General features: G+C 65.9%; 13 protein-coding genes. 6 read left to right on the plus strand and 7 right to left on the minus strand.

The window, feature by feature from the left end; all coding sequences use genetic code 11:
* Positions 1-76: 76 nt before the first annotated feature.
* Positions 77-1,039 (plus strand): MBL fold metallo-hydrolase, encoded by a 963-nt coding sequence (locus OCS65_RS28775; RefSeq protein WP_120284881.1) that lies wholly within the window; start codon positions 77-79, stop codon positions 1,037-1,039.
* 27 nt (positions 1,040-1,066) lie between these two features.
* Complete coding sequence (locus OCS65_RS28780) at positions 1,067-2,710, plus strand: FAD-dependent monooxygenase (RefSeq protein WP_120284883.1); 1,644 nt, start codon at positions 1,067-1,069, stop codon at positions 2,708-2,710.
* A 74-nt stretch (positions 2,711-2,784) separates the two neighbouring features.
* On the opposite strand, the gene OCS65_RS28785 is transcribed toward OCS65_RS28780, so the two are convergent.
* The 4 genes from OCS65_RS28785 to OCS65_RS28800 form a co-directional block, all read right to left on the minus strand.
* Positions 2,785-3,972 (minus strand): acetyl-CoA acetyltransferase, encoded by a 1,188-nt coding sequence (locus OCS65_RS28785; protein ID WP_263510509.1) that lies wholly within the window; start codon positions 3,970-3,972, stop codon positions 2,785-2,787.
* Positions 3,969-4,622, minus strand: a complete 654-nt coding sequence (locus OCS65_RS28790; RefSeq protein WP_120284887.1) for a CoA transferase subunit B — start codon at positions 4,620-4,622, stop codon at positions 3,969-3,971. The genes OCS65_RS28785 and OCS65_RS28790 overlap by 4 nt, the downstream gene beginning before the upstream one ends.
* A gap of 37 nt (positions 4,623-4,659) precedes the next feature.
* Positions 4,660-5,376, minus strand: a complete 717-nt coding sequence (locus OCS65_RS28795) for a CoA transferase subunit A (RefSeq protein WP_263510510.1) — start codon at positions 5,374-5,376, stop codon at positions 4,660-4,662.
* Between the two features lie 65 nt (positions 5,377-5,441).
* Positions 5,442-6,755, minus strand: coding sequence for a winged helix-turn-helix domain-containing protein (locus OCS65_RS28800; RefSeq protein ID WP_120284891.1), 1,314 nt, complete (start codon positions 6,753-6,755; stop codon positions 5,442-5,444).
* Positions 6,756-7,204: 449 nt separating this feature from the next.
* Between OCS65_RS28800 and OCS65_RS28805 the strand changes: the two genes are divergently transcribed.
* From OCS65_RS28805 to fahA, 3 genes are read left to right on the plus strand one after another with little or no spacing between them, the layout of a single operon-like run.
* Entirely contained in the window at positions 7,205-8,401 is a 1,197-nt protein-coding gene (locus OCS65_RS28805; RefSeq protein ID WP_120284893.1) for a homogentisate 1,2-dioxygenase, read from the plus strand.
* Positions 8,394-9,245, plus strand: coding sequence for a hypothetical protein (locus tag OCS65_RS28810; protein ID WP_263510511.1), 852 nt, complete (start codon positions 8,394-8,396; stop codon positions 9,243-9,245). The genes OCS65_RS28805 and OCS65_RS28810 overlap by 8 nt, the downstream gene beginning before the upstream one ends.
* Before the next feature lie 21 nt (positions 9,246-9,266).
* Positions 9,267-10,496, plus strand: a complete 1,230-nt coding sequence (fahA, locus tag OCS65_RS28815) for a fumarylacetoacetase (protein WP_120284897.1) — start codon at positions 9,267-9,269, stop codon at positions 10,494-10,496.
* 660 nt (positions 10,497-11,156) lie between these two features.
* Here the strand turns inward: fahA and OCS65_RS28820 are convergent.
* The 3 genes from OCS65_RS28820 to OCS65_RS28830 are packed head-to-tail and all read right to left on the minus strand — an operon-like array spanning position 11,157 to position 13,937.
* Complete coding sequence (locus OCS65_RS28820) at positions 11,157-12,041, minus strand: crotonase/enoyl-CoA hydratase family protein (RefSeq protein ID WP_263510512.1); 885 nt, start codon at positions 12,039-12,041, stop codon at positions 11,157-11,159.
* Positions 12,042-12,060: 19 nt separating this feature from the next.
* The gene (locus OCS65_RS28825; RefSeq protein ID WP_183070848.1) at positions 12,061-13,035 is read right to left on the minus strand and encodes an NAD(P)H-dependent flavin oxidoreductase; all 975 of its coding nucleotides are present in this window, start codon (positions 13,033-13,035) and stop codon (positions 12,061-12,063) included.
* 2 nt (positions 13,036-13,037) lie between these two features.
* The gene (locus OCS65_RS28830; RefSeq protein WP_263510513.1) at positions 13,038-13,937 is read right to left on the minus strand and encodes an SMP-30/gluconolactonase/LRE family protein; all 900 of its coding nucleotides are present in this window, start codon (positions 13,935-13,937) and stop codon (positions 13,038-13,040) included.
* Positions 13,938-14,169: 232 nt separating this feature from the next.
* Here OCS65_RS28830 and OCS65_RS28835 point away from each other — a divergent pair, with 232 nt between their 5' ends.
* Positions 14,170-15,750 (plus strand): long-chain fatty acid--CoA ligase, encoded by a 1,581-nt coding sequence (locus tag OCS65_RS28835; RefSeq protein WP_263510514.1) that lies wholly within the window; start codon positions 14,170-14,172, stop codon positions 15,748-15,750.
* Positions 15,751-16,029 lie beyond the last annotated feature (279 nt).

Raw genomic sequence — 16,029 nt, forward strand, 5'->3', positions numbered from 1 at the left:
TGCCGGGGTTGTGCAAATGCTGTGACTGCGGTTACTCTCGGCGCATTCGTCAAATCTTTGACAGATGGAGTCTTTGGTGACCACTCAACCATTCGCATCGTCCGCCGATCTCGCCGACCGGCCGCAGACCCTCGAGGTTCTCGCCGACGGCGTCTACGCCCTCACCGCCGACGGAGACCCCAACATCGGGGCCATCGAAGGTGACGACTTCGTAGTCTGCTTCGAAGCATTGGCCACCCCCGTCGCTGCCGACAAGTGGCTGACCATGCTGCGTGAACACACCACCAAACCTGTTCGCTACCTGGCCTTGTCCCACTACCACGCCGTCCGGGTGCTCGGTGCGGCTGCCTACGGCGCTACCGCGATCATCGCCCACGACAACACCGCGGCACTGATCGAGGAGCGAGGAATCGAGGACTGGGACAGCGAATTCGCACGCTTCCCGCGCTTCGCCAAAGGCGCCGAGACGATCCCGGGGCTCACGCGGCCCACCATCACCTTCGCCGACCGGCTCACCATCGACCTGGGCCCCACTCGCGGGTCGCTTGTCCTCGAGCATGTCGGACGCGGACACACCGAAGGCGACATCGTCGCGTGGCTGCCGCAACAGAAAATTCTCTTCACCGGCGATCTCATCGAAGCCGAGGCCGCTCTGTACACCGGTGATGCCTTCCATCGGGAGTGGTCGACCTCCACCCTCGACCGCGTGCGCGAGTACGGCGCAGAAGTGCTGATCGGAGGCCGTGGACCCGTCGTGCACGGCACTGCCGCCGTTGAGGCAGCGATCGAGCAGACCCGGGGCTTCCTCACCACTCTGCTCACCGCCGTCGGCGGTGTGCAGGAGCGTGGCGGTACCTTGGAAGAGGCTTTCGCCGCTGCTCATGACGCACTTGTCGACCAGTACGGGCAGTGGGCCATCTTCCAGCACTGCCTGCCCTTCGACGTCGCCCGTGCCTGGGACGAACTGTCCGGAATCGAGCGTCCGGTGATCTGGACTCCCGAACGCGACCGTGCATTGTGGGACCGCCTCCAGCGCTGATCATTTCAGAGAAAAGACCGAATTCTGATGGAAAACAGAACTCTTCACACCGGTACGGTCGCCGTGATCGGCAACGGACCCGTCGGGCAGACCACCGCCCTGCTCCTGGCTCGGTGGGGAATCCGGGTGATCGTCCTCGACGCCCGGCCGCACCGGGATCCGATCGGATCCAAAGCCCTCTGCCAGCAACGCGACATCCTCGACATCTGGGAAAGCGTGGGCGTCGGCCAGAAGGTCGCGGAGGAAGGCGTGAGCCTGTCGGTCTCACGGACCTTCCACCGCGACACCGAACTTTTCTCTCTGAGTTATACCGACAAGGGCTACTCGCCGTTCCCGCCCTTCGTCAATATCTCTCAAACGCGGACGGAAGAACTGCTGGACGGCGCTATCACCGCGCAATCGCTCATCGACGTCCGCTGGGGCCACGAGGTCATCAACATCGACCAGGACGCCAACGGTGTCCGGCTCGAATGCGCGACCGCCGACGGCACGAGGACCGTCGAGGTCGAATACTGTGTCATGGCCACCGGATCGCGCAGTTCCGCGCTGCGCCGCCAGCTCGGGGTGAGCTTCAACGGACGTTCCTTCGAGGACAAGTTCCTCATCTGCGACATCCGTGCCGACCTGCCCGACTGGGCCCAGGAACGGCGCTTCCACTTCGACCCCGAATGGAACCCGGGCCGGCAGGTTCTGATCCACCCTTGCCCCGACTCGACCTTCCGAATCGACTGGCAGGTCCCCGGGGACTTCGACCTGGACCAGGCCACCGCCAACGGGGACCTCGACCGGCGCGTACGGCAAATCATCGGCGACACCGACTACGACATCGTGTGGTGCTCGCTCTATCGCTTCCACGCCCGTCTCGTCGACCGCATGCGGGTCGGGCGTGTACTGCTCGCCGGCGATTGCGCACACATCGTCGCTCCGTTCGGTGGCCGGGGCCTGAACTCCGGCGTGTCCGACGCCGAGAATGCCGCATGGAAGCTTGCCTTCGTCCTGCGTGGCTGGTCCGACGAGTCTCTGCTCGACACCTACGAGCTCGAACGGCGCGCCGCCGCGCTGGAGAACCTCGACGTCACCTCGGGAACGATGGAGTTTTTGGTGCCGCAAAGCGACCAGCAGCGCGACCACCGCACGGCTGTCCTCGAGGCCGCGCATTCCGATGCCGCTGCCCGGTCCCAAGTCGACTCGGGACGGCTCTCGGAACCGTTCTGGTACACCGATTCCCCGCTCACGACGCCCAGCACGGTTCACCCCGCCGAGGGTCGCCCGCCGAAAGGCGACCTGCCTCGCCCAGCACCCGGTGTTCTGATGCCCGACGCCCCGGTGCGTGTCGCCGGCAGTGACGCGGGCAACCTCCGGGCACTGTGCAGGGACGGGGTCCTGGTGCTGGCCGGAGCCGGAGTCGACACCGATCGGCTGCGCGCGACCGTCCTCGACGCGGTTCGGGTTCCTGTGCGGCTACACCGAATCGACGCGATCGACGCTGACGGCCGGCTCGCCCGCGCCCTCGACGCTCGCGTCGACGAAGTGTGGATCGTCAGGCCCGACGGGCACATCGCCGCGGCCGTTCCTGCCGATGATGTGGCTGTCGTCCGCGAGGCCGTGCGCACGGCCGTGGCTGCCCGCGGCAGCCGGGTTGTGTGCGAGGTAGCTGCCACCACCGCCTGACCATCGGCAGTCTTCGAGCGAATCGGCCCGGATCCTGTAGGGGATCCGGGCCGATTCGTTCGGAGTGCCAAACGTCAGAGGGCTTCGAGCACGCTGACGTAGTTCGCGACCGCCAGACCACCCATGTTGTGGACAACGCCTCGGCGGGCGGAATCGAGCTGCATATCTCCGGCGGTGCCGCTGAGCTGCATCGCGGCGATGACGTGCTGGGACACACCCGTCGCACCCACCGGATGGCCCTTGGACTTGAGACCACCGGAGAGGTTCACCGGCAGAGCGCCGCCGCGCAGGACGGTGCCGTCGTCGAGAACCTGACGTCCCTTGCCGCGCTCGGCGAGCCCCATCACCTCGTACAGGACGAGCTCGGCGATGGTGAAGCAGTCGTGCACCTCGGCGAAGTCCAGATCCGCCACGGTGGTGCCGGCCATCGCCATGGCCCGCTGCCAGGCGGTGACGCTGCCCGCGAACTCGATGGGGTCCCGCTTGGCGGCGGGCAGGAAATCGTTGGCCTGCCCGAACCCGGCGATCCGCACCGGCGTGTGCGCGGCACCCGAGGTCGGCTCTGTGGTGAGCACGAGGGCGGCGGCGCCGTCGGAGACGGGGGAGCAGTCGGTGCGGCGCAGCTGCCCGGCGACGATCGGGTTACGGTCCGACACGGTCGCGCAGAACTCGAAACCGAGGTCCTTGCGCAGCTGCGCATAGGGATTGGCCACACCGTTGCGATGGTTCTTCGCGGCGATGTGGGCGAGAGTGTCCCCGACCGGCCCGTACCGATCGGCATACGCGTCGGCGACGCGGGCGAACAGCCCGGCAAAACCCGTCGTCGACTCCTTGCCCGCGGATTCGTAGTCGGCGCCGAGCAACGCTGCCCCGACAACGTCGGGACCGGCATGGGTCATCTTCTCTGCCCCGATCACCAGCACGGTGCGGGCGGTGCCGGCCAGCAGCGCCCGGATGCCCTGTTGCACCGCGGCGCTGCCCGATCCGCAGGCGTTCTCCACGCGGGTGGCGGGCACCCCGGCCAGGTCGTCGGAGACCTGCAGTGCCAGCGAGGAGGCGAAACCGAGAGGGTGCATCCCGGAGTTGAACTGGCCGAAGTAGATCTCGTCGACCTGGCCGGGTTCGATCCCGGCATTGTCGAGCACCTCGCGGGCGACGGACACCACGAGCGATTCGAGGGTCTCGTCGGCAAGCTTGCCGAAGGGGGTATGGCCCCAGCCGGTGATCAGGACGTCGGTGCCGAATCGATCGCGCAGGCTCATGCCACCAGCTCCTCGTCCAGGGCGACCGTGAACGCAGCACCGGTGATCTCGCGCAGATCCTCGATTTCGACGCCCGGGGCGAGGCGGCGCAGCACGAGCGCACCGTCGACGACGTCGAAGACGGCTCGGTCGCTGATGATGCGGTTGACAACGCCGACGCCGGTCAGGGGCAGGGTGCAGGTGGCGACGATCTTCGGAGTGCCGTCCTTGGCGACGTGCTCGGTCAGCACGATCACGCGCGGGGTGCCGGCGACGAGGTCCATGGCGCCGCCCATGCCCTTGACGAGCTTGCCGGGGATGTTCCAGTTGGCGAGGTCACCGGAGGCGGAGACTTGCATGGCGCCGAGGATGGCGACCTCGACGTGGCCGCCGCGGATCATCGAAAACGATTCGGAGGAGTCGAAGATGCTGCCTCCGGGCACGATGGTCACGGTCTGCTTGCCGGCGTTGATCAGGTCGGCGTCCTCGTCCCCTTCGTAGGGGAACGGGCCCATGCCGAGCAGGCCGTTCTCACTCTGCAGGATCACCCGGCGACCCTCGGGCAGGTTGTTCGCGACCAGGGTGGGGATACCGATGCCCAGGTTGACGTAGGCACCGTCGTTCAGTTCGGAGGCCGCCAGGGCGGCCATCTCGTCGCGGGTCCACGACATGGTGGATCTCCTTTCGAAAAGGGGGAAGGTCGATGGCTCAGGCGGGGGCGCCGGCCGGACGGGGACGGACTGTGCGCTGTTCGATGTCCTTGACCCGCGGTCGGGCCTGGACGACACGCTGGACGTAGACGCCCGGGGTGGTCACGGCATCGGGGGCGATGTCGCCGATCCCGACGATCTCCTCGGCTTCGGCGATCGTCACCTTGCCGGCGGCCGCGACGACCGGGTTGAAGTTGCGGGCGGTGTAGCGGTAGGTGAGATTGCCGTCGGTGTCGGACCGGTGGGCCCGGACCAGAGAGACATCGGCAACGATGCCGCGCTCGAGAACGTAGGTGCGTCCGTCGAACTCGGCGTGCGGCTTACCCTCGGCGACCTCCGTGCCGACCCCCGTGGCGGCGTAGAAGGCGGGGATCCCGGCTCCGCCGGCCCGCAGGCGCTCGGCGAGGGTGCCTTGGGGGTTGAATTCGATGTCGAGGGCGCCGGAGAGGTACTGCTGGGCGAACAGGGCGTTCTCGCCGACGTAGGAGGCGATGACCTTGCGGACCTGGCCGCCTTCGAGCAGGATGCCCAGGCCTTTGCCGTCGATACCCATGTTGTTGGACACCACGGTCAGATCCTGGACGCCGGAATCGCGGACGGCTTCGATGAGGTCGACGGGGACTCCGCTGAGACCGAAGCCTCCTACGGCCAGGGTCATTCCGTCGAACAGGACGTCCGTGAGCGCGGATGCGGCGTCCGGGTACACGATGGACATGAGGATCTTCCTCCTTTGCGGCACGACGGTGCGGGCCGAAGTGGTGATCGGTGGGCTTCGGCGCGCTAGGAGCGCGCCGAATTCCATTGCGGTCCGAGGCATGCGCCGCATAGTGCGGCGACAGCTTGGAGATACGAGATCGTCAGCGGCCCGAACGGTTCGTCGGATCTGCGGACGACGCCCAGGGAGCCGATGGTCTCGCCGGCATGGCTGATCGGAACGAACAGATATGTTCCGGGTCCATTCGACGAGACGGCAGCGTTGGTCCCGGGGAAAGTGTGAGAACGGTTGCGGAGCAACTGTACGGGTTGTGCGCGGCGAACGGATTCGATGGAAGCATAGCGGTCGTCGGCGAGCGCGATCTCCCCGGCGACCTGTTCCCATTCGGTGGTGAAACCGAACTGTCCGACCAGTCGCAGGGCTTGACCGTCGGACAGGTGCAGGCCGACGGCGTCGACAGTGCCTTCGGCGACGAGACTTTCGGCGATGCGGGAGGCGGCACCGGTGATGTCCGTGGCGGTTGCCAGTTCGGTGCATTTCGCGGCGAGGCGCTGCATCATCGGCAGTTCGCCGTCGACGGTGTCGGATTCGCTGTCGGCGGCTTCGATGACGGGTCGGGCGAACATGTAGCCGTGCCCGCGCACGGACTTGATGTAGGTGGACGACGCTGCTGTCTCGCCCAGCGCCTTTCGCAGTCGGGTGATGTAGATGCGCAGCATGTTCACGTCCGCGTCGGCCCATCCCCAGACGCGGTGCAGGATCCGGCTCCACGGCAGGGTCTGGCCGGCGCTTTCCATCAGACACACGAGTAGTCGGTATTCGGTCGACGACAGGTTCAGCGGTGTGCGGTCGAGGGTGGCTTCTTTGCGCCACAGGTCCACCTTCAGGTCCCCCGAGGTCAGATAGCGTGCTCCGGATTCGGAGCCCTCGGCGGTGCGGCGTACCAGCGCGAGCAGGCGTGCACCGAGTTCGTCGTCGCGCAGGTCCGGCTGCAGGACGCTGTCGGCGCCGTCGACGAGCGCGGTCACCGTCAGCTGGGGTGGCAGTGCGTCGAGTACCGCGATCGGGCCCTTGTAGGCAGCCCGAACTGGGCCGATGTCGTCGAGGTAGGTGTGATCGTCGGCGTCGCCGACGAGGGTGACGAGTGCGGGTTTGTTGACGGTGACGGCCCAGACAAGTTTGTTGCGGTCGGTCACCACCAGGTGGGGCCAGCCGAGTTTGTCGGCAATTCGCTTGGTGGCCAGGACTGCCGGATGGTCGGGCTCGGGGCCGACGATCGCGAGCCGTTGGCGTGGGACCGGGAACACGGCTGATGCTCCCGTCCGGGGTCGGCGGGAGGAGACCATGTCGCGTGGGCGGTCGCCGGGGTGTGCGGACATGAGCCTCCTCGAAGGGTTCGTTCTGCCGTGGTGGTTCGGATGCGGCGAGAATGCGGGGGACCGGTGGGGTTCGGGGTGTTTTTTCGGTGGAATGCCTCGGCGACGGAAGTGGGTGCGCCGGACCACGCGGGGTGCGGCACCAAGTCTGACATGACAAACATTTCAAGAACATTTCAATTTTTCGTCCCCTGGAGGGTACGCCGCCGCGAAACAGGTGCACCAGGTGTGCTGTCGGGGCCCCTATCTCCGCAGGTAGAGGGCATGAGTGCGACCCGGGCCGGAATCTTTCCGTCGTATGAGTGAGCCATGATGACCAGTGGATCGAAAGTGACCGCGGTCTTTGAAATTTGTCAGTCCTTTGACAAAGTGGGGGTTGTTCGGCGGATCACCGCCGGGTCCTCGGTCCCCCACGACGCGGGACCGCCCCATCGTTGCCAGAGGGAGTCACCGTGGCCTACTACCGCAGTGTCGGAACCGTCTCGCGCCACCGCCACACCGTGCTGCGAGACGACAGCGGCGCGCTGTATTACGAGGAACTCATGGGAGAAGAAGGATTCTCCTCCGATTCCTCCCTGCTCTACCACCGCCACATCCCCTCGGCGATCGTCGGAGCCCGCCGCTGGACGTTGCCGGACCACGACCTGGTCCCCAACGAACCGCTGATGCCGCGCCACCTCCGACTGCACGACCTCGCCGCCGACCCCGCGTCCACCGACGCGGTCCGCGGCCGGCGTCTGCTGCTCGGCAACGACGACGTGCGCCTGTACTACGCCGTCGCCGGAGCGGATTCCCCGCTCTACCGCAACGCCATCGGCGACGAATGCGTCTACGTCGAATCCGGTGAAGCGATCGTCGAAACCGTCTTCGGCGCACTGCAAGTGCGCGCCGAGCAGTACATTGTCATTCCCCGTGCCACCACCCACCGGTGGCGGGTCGTGGGGTCGGAACCGCTGCGCCTGTTCGCGGTCGAGGCCAACAGCCACATCGGCCCGCCCAAGCGCTACCTCTCGGCCACCGGCCAGCTGCTCGAACACTCGCCCTACTGCGAGCGCGACCTGCAGGGTCCCGGTGAGCCACTCCTCGTCGACGAGACCGACGTCGAGGTCTACATCAAGCACCGCGGTGCGTCGGGCATCACCGGCACCGTCCACGTCGTGCCCAACCACCCCTTCGATGTGGTGGGCTGGGACGGCTGCCTGTACCCCTACGTCTTCGCACTCGAGGACTTCATGCCTATCACCGGCAAGCTCCACCAACCGCCGCCGGTGCACCAGGTCTTCGAAGGCCACAACTTCGTGATCTGCAACTTCCTGCCGCGCAAGGTCGACTACCACCCCCTGTCGGTCCCGGTGCCCTACTACCACTCGAACGTCGACTCCGACGAGGTCATGTTCTACGTGGGCGGCAACTACGAAGCGCGCAAGGGTTCCGGTATCGGTATCGGCTCGATCTCCCTGCACCCTGGCGGCCATGCCCACGGCCCGCAGCCGGGTGCGATCGAGGCCAGCCTCGGCAAGGACTTCTTCGACGAGACGGGCATCATGGTCGACACCTTCCGGCCACTGCTGCTCGGCGAGGCCGCATGCGCCTCCGACGACCCCCGCTACGCCTCGTCCTGGTCCGGAGGGCGGTGGATCGATGCCTGAATCAATCTACGCCGCTGACGTTTTCGACGAGTTCTTCGACGATGCTGCAGTCTTCCCACCCGGTCGCGCACCGCTGGAGCAGGCGGTAGTCGACCACATCGCCCGACGCGGCACCCCGCTCGCCCGCCTCGTCGGACCGCTGCTGCTGCCGCTCGACGCCCTCAACACCGCAGCAAACCTGGTCGACACCTCCGGCGAAGGACCGCTCCGCGTCGGCGTGGTCGTGCCCGCCGGTGGCCTCGACACGGCACTGGCCGCCGCCGAAAGAGTCGCGCCGGCCATTCGGGTCGGTGGTCTCGAACTGAAGACCGACGACCTCGATCCTCGGCAGGTCGTCGCCGACGCTGCCGCTCTGACCGAGCGGTTCAGCGTCCACGTCGAGCTGGCCGTTGCGCACATCCGCGCCGGCGTGCTCGACGCCTTCACCGGAACCGATGTGCGGCTCAAAGCCCGCACCGGCGGACTCGTGGCCGAAGCGTTCCCCTCCGTCGAGGACCTCGCGGAGGTGATCACCACCGCCGTCGCCGCCCAGCGCTCCTTCAAACTGACCGCGGGTCTGCACCGCGCCGTGCGGTACCGGGACGACTCGACCGGCTTCGTGCACCACGGCTTCCTGAACATCGCCGTGGCCACCGGAGAAGCACTGGCCGGAGGCGACGCAGCCGCGGTCGCCATGACCCTCGCTGAAACCGACGGAAGCGTTCTCGCCGAACGGTTCCGGGCAATCGGCACCCAGTGGAGGACGATGTTCGAATCGTTCGGCACCTGCAGCATCACCGAACCGCTCGACACCCTCGACGACCTCGACCTGATCCCGAACATCGCTCCCGTCCACGGACACTGAGCCGACCCACCAGGAGTACCCATGACCACCGTCTCGCCTGACAGCTTCGTAGCACGTTACGCCACCGAAGGTTTCGGCATCGCTCACCTGCCCTACGGGTCCTTCTCGACACCTGACGCTGCCGCGCGCCTCGGCGTGCGCGTCGGCGATCACGTGGTCGCCCTTGCGGATCTCGTCGCGCAGGACTCCGATCTGCACCCGCTGGTCGCCCAGCCGAACCTCGATACCCTCCTGACCGCTGATCGCCCCACCTGGGACCGGCTGCGCGCGGAGCTGCAGAGCGTGCTGTCCTCGGACGCGGACGCCGACCGCATCGCTGCGGAAGCTCACCCCCTCGCCGAGGTCGCCCTGCACATGCCGTTCACTGTCGCCGACTATGTCGACTTCTACGGCAACGAGTTCCACGCGGCGAACCTCGGCCGGCTGTTCCGTCCGCAGAACCCCGACCCGCTGATGCCGAACTGGAAGCACCTGCCCGTCGGCTACCACGGGCGGGCCGGAACCATCGTGGCCAGCGGCACCGACATCCGTCGCCCCCATGGTCTGCGTCCCGAGGCCGACGGGATCCCCTCCTACGGTCCGTCCCGCCGACTCGACATCGAGGCCGAGATGGGCTTCGTGCTCGGCTCACCCGTGCCCGGTGGACGAGTGTCCCTGTCCGAGGCCGACGATCACGTCTTCGGTCTGACCCTGACCAACGACTGGTCGGCCCGCGACATCCAGAACTACGAGTACGTCCCGCTCGGACCGAACCTCGGCAAGTCCTTCGCCACGACGATCTCCCCGTGGGTCACCCCGCTCGCGGCTCTCGAGGCCGTGCGTGTCGCACCGCCGACCCGTACCACCGCGCTGGCGTCGTACCTCGACGACGCCGCCGAGCGGCCCTGGTCGTTCGACGTCACCTTCGAGGTCGTACTCAACGGTGAGACCGTGTCGAAGCCTCCGTTCGCGTCTACCTACTGGACCGCGGCGCAGATGCTCGCTCACATGACCGTCAACGGTGCGGGCCTGCGAGCCGGCGACTTCTTCGCTGGTGGCACCATCTCCGGTCCGGAGAAGGACCAGCGCGGCTCCTTCATCGAACTGACCTGGGGTGGTGCGGAGCCGCTCACCCTGAGCGACGGCTCCTCGATCACCTTCCTGCGCGACGGCGACGAGGTCACTCTCCGTGCGACCGCGGTGGCCGCGGACGGTTCTGCGATCCACTTCGGCGACTGCACCGGCCGCATCGTGGAGTTCCCCGAGAACTAGAAGTTGTGTGTCGGTCGCCGGAACCCGCCGGCGACCGGCGCACTTCCGGGAGGTTGAGGGCGCCCACTCATCGAAACCGCCCTGGTCTTGCTCTTGCTCTTTGTCACCCGGTCGCGCACAAGCGGGGTGTGACGGTCCGGCGCCGGTCATGACGCTCTCCCCACTCGGTGTCTTTCACGTGAGGAGAGGGCTCGACGGATTCCTCGGCCGACGGACAGTAGCCCCGAAGTAAGTACGTGTTTCGGGGAGGAGACGTCGAACACTCACACACGGGCGCATTCCGTGCGTAACGCGGCGGGCCACCTTCCCCGTGATCGGGAAGGTGGCTCCAACCGGGCGCGGGGCTTCTCCAGTCCTGATCCGTTGAGAGTTCGATGTCCTGCACGAACCGATCATCACGAACCGAGGTGGTGAAGTGGAAGGTTCGGTATTCAGAGGCACTGATGGAGCATCGCTGCCAACTCACGTGTTGCGGCCGCTTCGGTCTCTGCGCCCCACGCGCTCAGAGCATCGGCCGAGACCATCAGAGATGCGGACGAATCAGCGGGGATGCCGTCGCCGAGCGGTAGTCCGATTTCCTGGCGGAGTTCATGCATAGGGACAGTGCGCTTCATGAGACTTTCTTTGTTCGGTTGATTGGAGCGGGGACGCAGTAGGTGTTCACGGCGTCGTTGTCTCGATCCACTCTTCGTAGAACGGCGGCATGGCTGAGGCCTTGTCATGGAACTCGGGTGGGCGTTTGTCGCGGAATGCCTGCACTCCCTCGGCGCCGTCGCCGATGCTGGTGTAGAACATGGCCAGCGAATCGACGCGGTGGGCATCTGCTGGGTGAGCAGCGGCCGCGTTTCGCAGCAGCATCTGGCGCATCAGGGCCACCGAGACCGGTGAGCGGTCGCGGGTCCAGGCATTCGCCAACGCGCGCGCTTCGCTGAGCAACATATCGGGTTCATGGACCGCCTGCGCCAACCCGTCGATGTATGCGACCTTGGCGTTGAGGATCTCTGCCCTATAGACCAGATCGAGCGCAGTGGGCATGCCGACCAGCCGGGGAAGGAACCATGTCGAGCACGCTTCGGGCACTATTCCGAGTTTGCCGAACACCAGGCCGAACCGCGCTCGGGTCGACATCAGACGCGCGTCCATCGCCAGCGTCATGGTTGCACCGATTCCGACGGCCGCACCGTTGATTGCGGCGATCACCGGTTTACGGCAGGCATGGATTGCGAGGGTGACGCGGCCGCCGGTGTCGCGGATCCGGCGCAATTCGGGGTCGTCGAGATTCTTCATGTCGGCAAGAGTGGGGCGTTTCGACTCGTCGAGTCCGAACACATTCCCTTCACTCGACAGGTCCATGCCGGCGCAGAAAGCGCGCCCTGCTCCGGTGACGATCACGGCCCGGATCGTGTCGTCGTCGTTCACCGATACGAAGGTGTGCTCGAGTTCGTCGGCCATCTCGACGGTGAACGCATTGAGACGGTCGGGACGGTTGAGGACCACGGTGAGGATGCCGTCCTCGACTTCGTGGCGAAGGGTGGTGTATTCCATGACTTCTCCCGTCTGCCTGTCAGGCGAGGTCGGCGGCAATCCTGCGGATGGCGGCTTCGGCATCGCTCACGATGTCCGAAATGATCGTCTTGCAGGGAAGCACGGCATCGATGAGACCTTGGGATTGGCCGGCCCACCACATGCCGCCTTCCATGTTCCCCTTCTCCAGCACTTCCGTTCGGCCGCGTACCCCGGAGGCGAGGTGTGCGACGTCGGAGAACGTGGCGTCAGGGCGGGTGGAGAGGGCTGCGATCGTCTCGGAGATGGAGTTGCGGGCCACACGTGCGGTATTACGGAACTCTCGGAACACGAGGATGGTCTGACGTTCGTCGTTGGCAACGATCTGGGCCTTGACGTTCGGATGCACGGGAGCTTCGTCGCTGGCCACGAACCGGGTGCCCATGTTGATTGCGCATGCGCCGAGGGCCAGTGCTGCGGCCAATCCGTCGCCGGTGGCGAATCCGCCACTGGCGATGATCGGGATGTCGAGCACGCGCGCTGCGGCGGGGATGAGGATCAGGCCGGGGATGTCCTCGTTGCCGGGATGGCCGGCGCACTCGAACCCGTCGATACTGACGGCGTCGACACCCATGGACTGTGCTTTGATCGCATGCCGCACCGCTACCGCTTTGTGGATGACCTTGATCCCGGCGGCTTTGAACGCCGCCACATGTTCCTGGGGGTTGCTGCCGGCGGTTTCCACGATGGTGATGCCGCTGTCGATGATCGCGGCCCGGTAGTCGTCGTACGGCACGGGAGTGACGGTGGGCAGCAGGGTGAGATTGACACCGAACGGCTTATCGGTCATCTCCCGGCACCGGGCGATCTCAGCGACGAGAGCTTCGGGGGTGGGTTGCGTCAGCGCGGTGAGAAACCCCAAACCCCCGGCATTGGCCACCGCGGAGATCAGCTCTGCGGTGCCGACCCCGGTCATGCCACCGCACACCACCGGGTGCTCGATCCCGAAAGTGTCGGTGAAACGTGTGCGCAGCACGATCACGGCCTCCCTGCGTGCGGAACGTCGACTCTCGTCGAGAGGACCTTGGCTTCACGCGCAGCGCTGCGCTTGGCTTCGTCGAAATCCGGTGCGACCGAGAGGAATAGTGTGCGACCGTCATCGCCACCGAGCGCGACCGCGAACACTCCCAGCGGAGCCGTACTCACTTCGTCCAGGATGGTTCCGCCTTCGGCCAGGCGGACGGCACGTTGGTTGACGCAGTCGGCGATCCAGATGGCACCTTCAGCGTCGAGGGCCTGACCATCAGGTGCAATCGTGCACGCCGCAAGCCTCTTCTCCACGCTCGGTTCGTCGCCGAGATCGCCGAACGAGGCGAAGTCCTGACGGGGGCCGAGTGTGCCGTCCGGTTCGATGTCGAATCGGGAGACGCGGTTGCCGAACAGTTCGTTGACGTACAGCGTTCTTCCGTCCGGGGAGATGCACATGCCGTTCGGGAAGGACAGTCCTTCGGCTGCGACTCGGGAAGTGCCGTCGGTGTCGACGAGGACGACAACGCCGTGCTCGTGGTCGGCGCCTCCCATGAGGTCGAATCCGAACTCGCCGATGTATGCCTGACCGTTCGCGGCGACGACCATGTCGTTGGCGTGACCGTGGCAGTGTTCGGAGATGTCGGCGTGCTCGACGAGTGAGCCGTCGGGTTCGCGGCGCAGGACTTTGCGGTCTTTCATCGAGACGACGAGCATGCGCCCGTCGGGAAGCCATCCGAGTCCGGACGGCTGGTGTTCGACGGTGCAGACCTGTTCGATGGATCCGTCGGTGTTCACGGCATTGACCGAGTGGGTGTAGAAATCCACGAACCAGAGTCGGCCCTCATGCCACCGAGGTCCCTCGGTGTAGGTGAATCCTGTTGCGACTTCCGTCATTGGACGACTTGTCATGGGAGTACCTTTCTTCCGGCGCTCGTTGCCCGCTGGGCTCGGCCGGTGTCGGCCGGGCGCCTATGCGGGTGAGGTGGCTCCAGTCTCGGGATCCTCACGGCGGTCGAGGTGTCCCACAACGCAACAGTGCGGACGAGTTCATCGGGCGCTGTCGCAAATTCGGACGGTTCGGTGCCAGGGTTGGTGTGCAGGCTGGTCGTACCCTCGCTCACCTGATCCGGAGGAATGCGCCATGCTCACCACGATGATGGATCGTCCACTGCTGATCAGCTCGCTGCTGTGGCGTGCTGAGAACGTCTTCGCCGACCGGGTCGGAGTCTCGTGCGACGCAACCCGCGGAGACCGAGAGTTCACCTACCGCGATCTCGGCGCGACCGCACGCCGGTTTGCTGGTTCCTTCGAGAACTTGGGCATCGGGTTCGGAACCAGGGTTGCGACGTTGGCCTGGAACACCTTCGAGCATCTTGTCGCCTACTACGCAGTTCCTGCGTGCGGGGCAGTGCTGCACACGGTCAACCATCGGATGTCACCCGAGCACATCGCCTACACAATGGACAAGGCCGAGGACGAGGTTGTGCTGATCGACGCTGATCTGTTGCCCGTTCTCTTCGAGATTCTCCCGCGCCTCCCGCGGATCCGGCATGTGGTGGTCATCGGTGATCTCGAGCAGGCCGAGTATTCGGTATCTGCAGAGGTGACCTGGTGGTCGTTCGACGGATTGTTGCTCGATGCCGTGCCGATCGGGGAATTCCCGGAGTTCGACGAGACGACCGCATCGTCGATTTGTTTCACCTCGGGTACCACCGGGCTGCCCAAGGGGGTCGTGTACAGCCATCGAAGTACGGTGCTGCACGCGATGGCGATCAGTGCTTCCGGGGGCGTCGCGATCGACGGTCGGCACTCGTACCTGCTTGCCACGCAGATGTCCCACGTACACAGTTGGGGTGTTCCGTACGCGGGGGTGCTGCAGGGCGCACGTCTCGTCCTCCCCGGGCCGCACCCCTCGCCCGCGGAGCTGCTGCGCATCATCACGGATCAGACACCCGATGTCTTCGTCGGCGCCCCGGCCGTGGCGGCGCTCATGCGTGCACAGTTCGATGCCGATCCCGAGCGTTACGACCTCGGAAGTTTGCAGACCATGTGGTTGGGCGGGCAGGTGCTGCCACCAGTGCTGGTGAGGTGGTGGGCGGAGCGGGGAGTGGCGACCGTCAACGGGTGGGGGATGACCGAAACCTCCCCTATGGGAACTTTCAGCAACTCGGCCGATTGCCAAGGCAGACCCTTGCCGTTGTTCCAGGTGCGTGTCGTCGACGAAGAGGGTCGGAAGCTGCCGTGGAATGGCTTCACCACCGGCGAGCTGGAGGTTCGTTCGCCGTGGGTGACCGGGACGTACCTCGACGACGACCGCGCCGCCGAGGCGTTCGACGCCGGCTGGCTGCGCAGCGGCGACGTCGCGGTGATCCACCCGGACGGCCGGCTGGAGATCCGCGACCGGGTCAAAGACCTCATCAAGAGCGGAGGAGAATGGATCTCTTCCGTCGAGGTCGAGAACCAGCTGCTCCTGCATCCGGCGGTGGTGGAAGCCGCTGTCATCGCGGTACCGCACGAAACCTGGCAGGAGCGCCCCTTGGCGTGGGTTCGGACAACGGAGGAGGTCTCCGATGATCAGCTTCGGGCCCACTTGGCGGTCACCCTGCCGAAGTTCTGGCTCCCCGACACGTTCGTGCGGGTAGACGAGGTCCCCAAGACGTCAGTGGGCAAATTGGACAAGGTGCGCATGCGCCGGATGTGGGCCCAGAAGTCCGTGGTGTAGCGTTCTGGGACACCCATGGTCCATGTGACCTCTATTACATAATGTTCGTACTGACCGTGAGGTGTTCGAGGTGGTGATGACGTGACCGAGCGGCTTGGCATGCACGTAGACGATCGCAATTCCGATAGGTATGACTCCGACAGGTATGACAATGCTTCGCCACGAGTGCGGCCGGAGATCGAGCAGTCCTGGCGCCGCTGCCGTGCCATCGGGGCGGCTTCGGACGGTTCTCGTCTGCGCTACATCGATACCCCCACAGACTCGAAGCTTGTGCGTGCG

This window comes from Rhodococcus aetherivorans, assembly GCF_025722975.1.
Classification (GTDB): domain Bacteria; phylum Actinomycetota; class Actinomycetes; order Mycobacteriales; family Mycobacteriaceae; genus Rhodococcus; species Rhodococcus aetherivorans.

Bases quoted from the DNA above. Each gene is read 5' to 3' on its own strand.
- OCS65_RS28780 (WP_120284883.1), top strand. From the start codon at position 1,067: ATGGAAAACAGAACTCTTCACACCGGTACGGTCGCCGTGATCGGCAAC.
- OCS65_RS28785 (WP_263510509.1), bottom strand. From the start codon at position 3,972: ATGAGCCTGCGCGATCGATTCGGCACCGACGTCCTGATCACCGGCTGG.
- OCS65_RS28790 (WP_120284887.1), bottom strand. From the start codon at position 4,622: ATGTCGTGGACCCGCGACGAGATGGCCGCCCTGGCGGCCTCCGAACTG.
- OCS65_RS28795 (WP_263510510.1), bottom strand. From the start codon at position 5,376: ATGTCCATCGTGTACCCGGACGCCGCATCCGCGCTCACGGACGTCCTG.
- OCS65_RS28800 (WP_120284891.1), bottom strand. From the start codon at position 6,755: ATGTCCGCACACCCCGGCGACCGCCCACGCGACATGGTCTCCTCCCGC.
- OCS65_RS28810 (WP_263510511.1), top strand. From the start codon at position 8,394: ATGCCTGAATCAATCTACGCCGCTGACGTTTTCGACGAGTTCTTCGAC.
- fahA (WP_120284897.1), top strand. From the start codon at position 9,267: ATGACCACCGTCTCGCCTGACAGCTTCGTAGCACGTTACGCCACCGAA.
- OCS65_RS28820 (WP_263510512.1), bottom strand. From the start codon at position 12,041: ATGGAATACACCACCCTTCGCCACGAAGTCGAGGACGGCATCCTCACC.
- OCS65_RS28830 (WP_263510513.1), bottom strand. From the start codon at position 13,937: ATGACAAGTCGTCCAATGACGGAAGTCGCAACAGGATTCACCTACACC.
- OCS65_RS28835 (WP_263510514.1), top strand. From the start codon at position 14,170: ATGCTCACCACGATGATGGATCGTCCACTGCTGATCAGCTCGCTGCTG.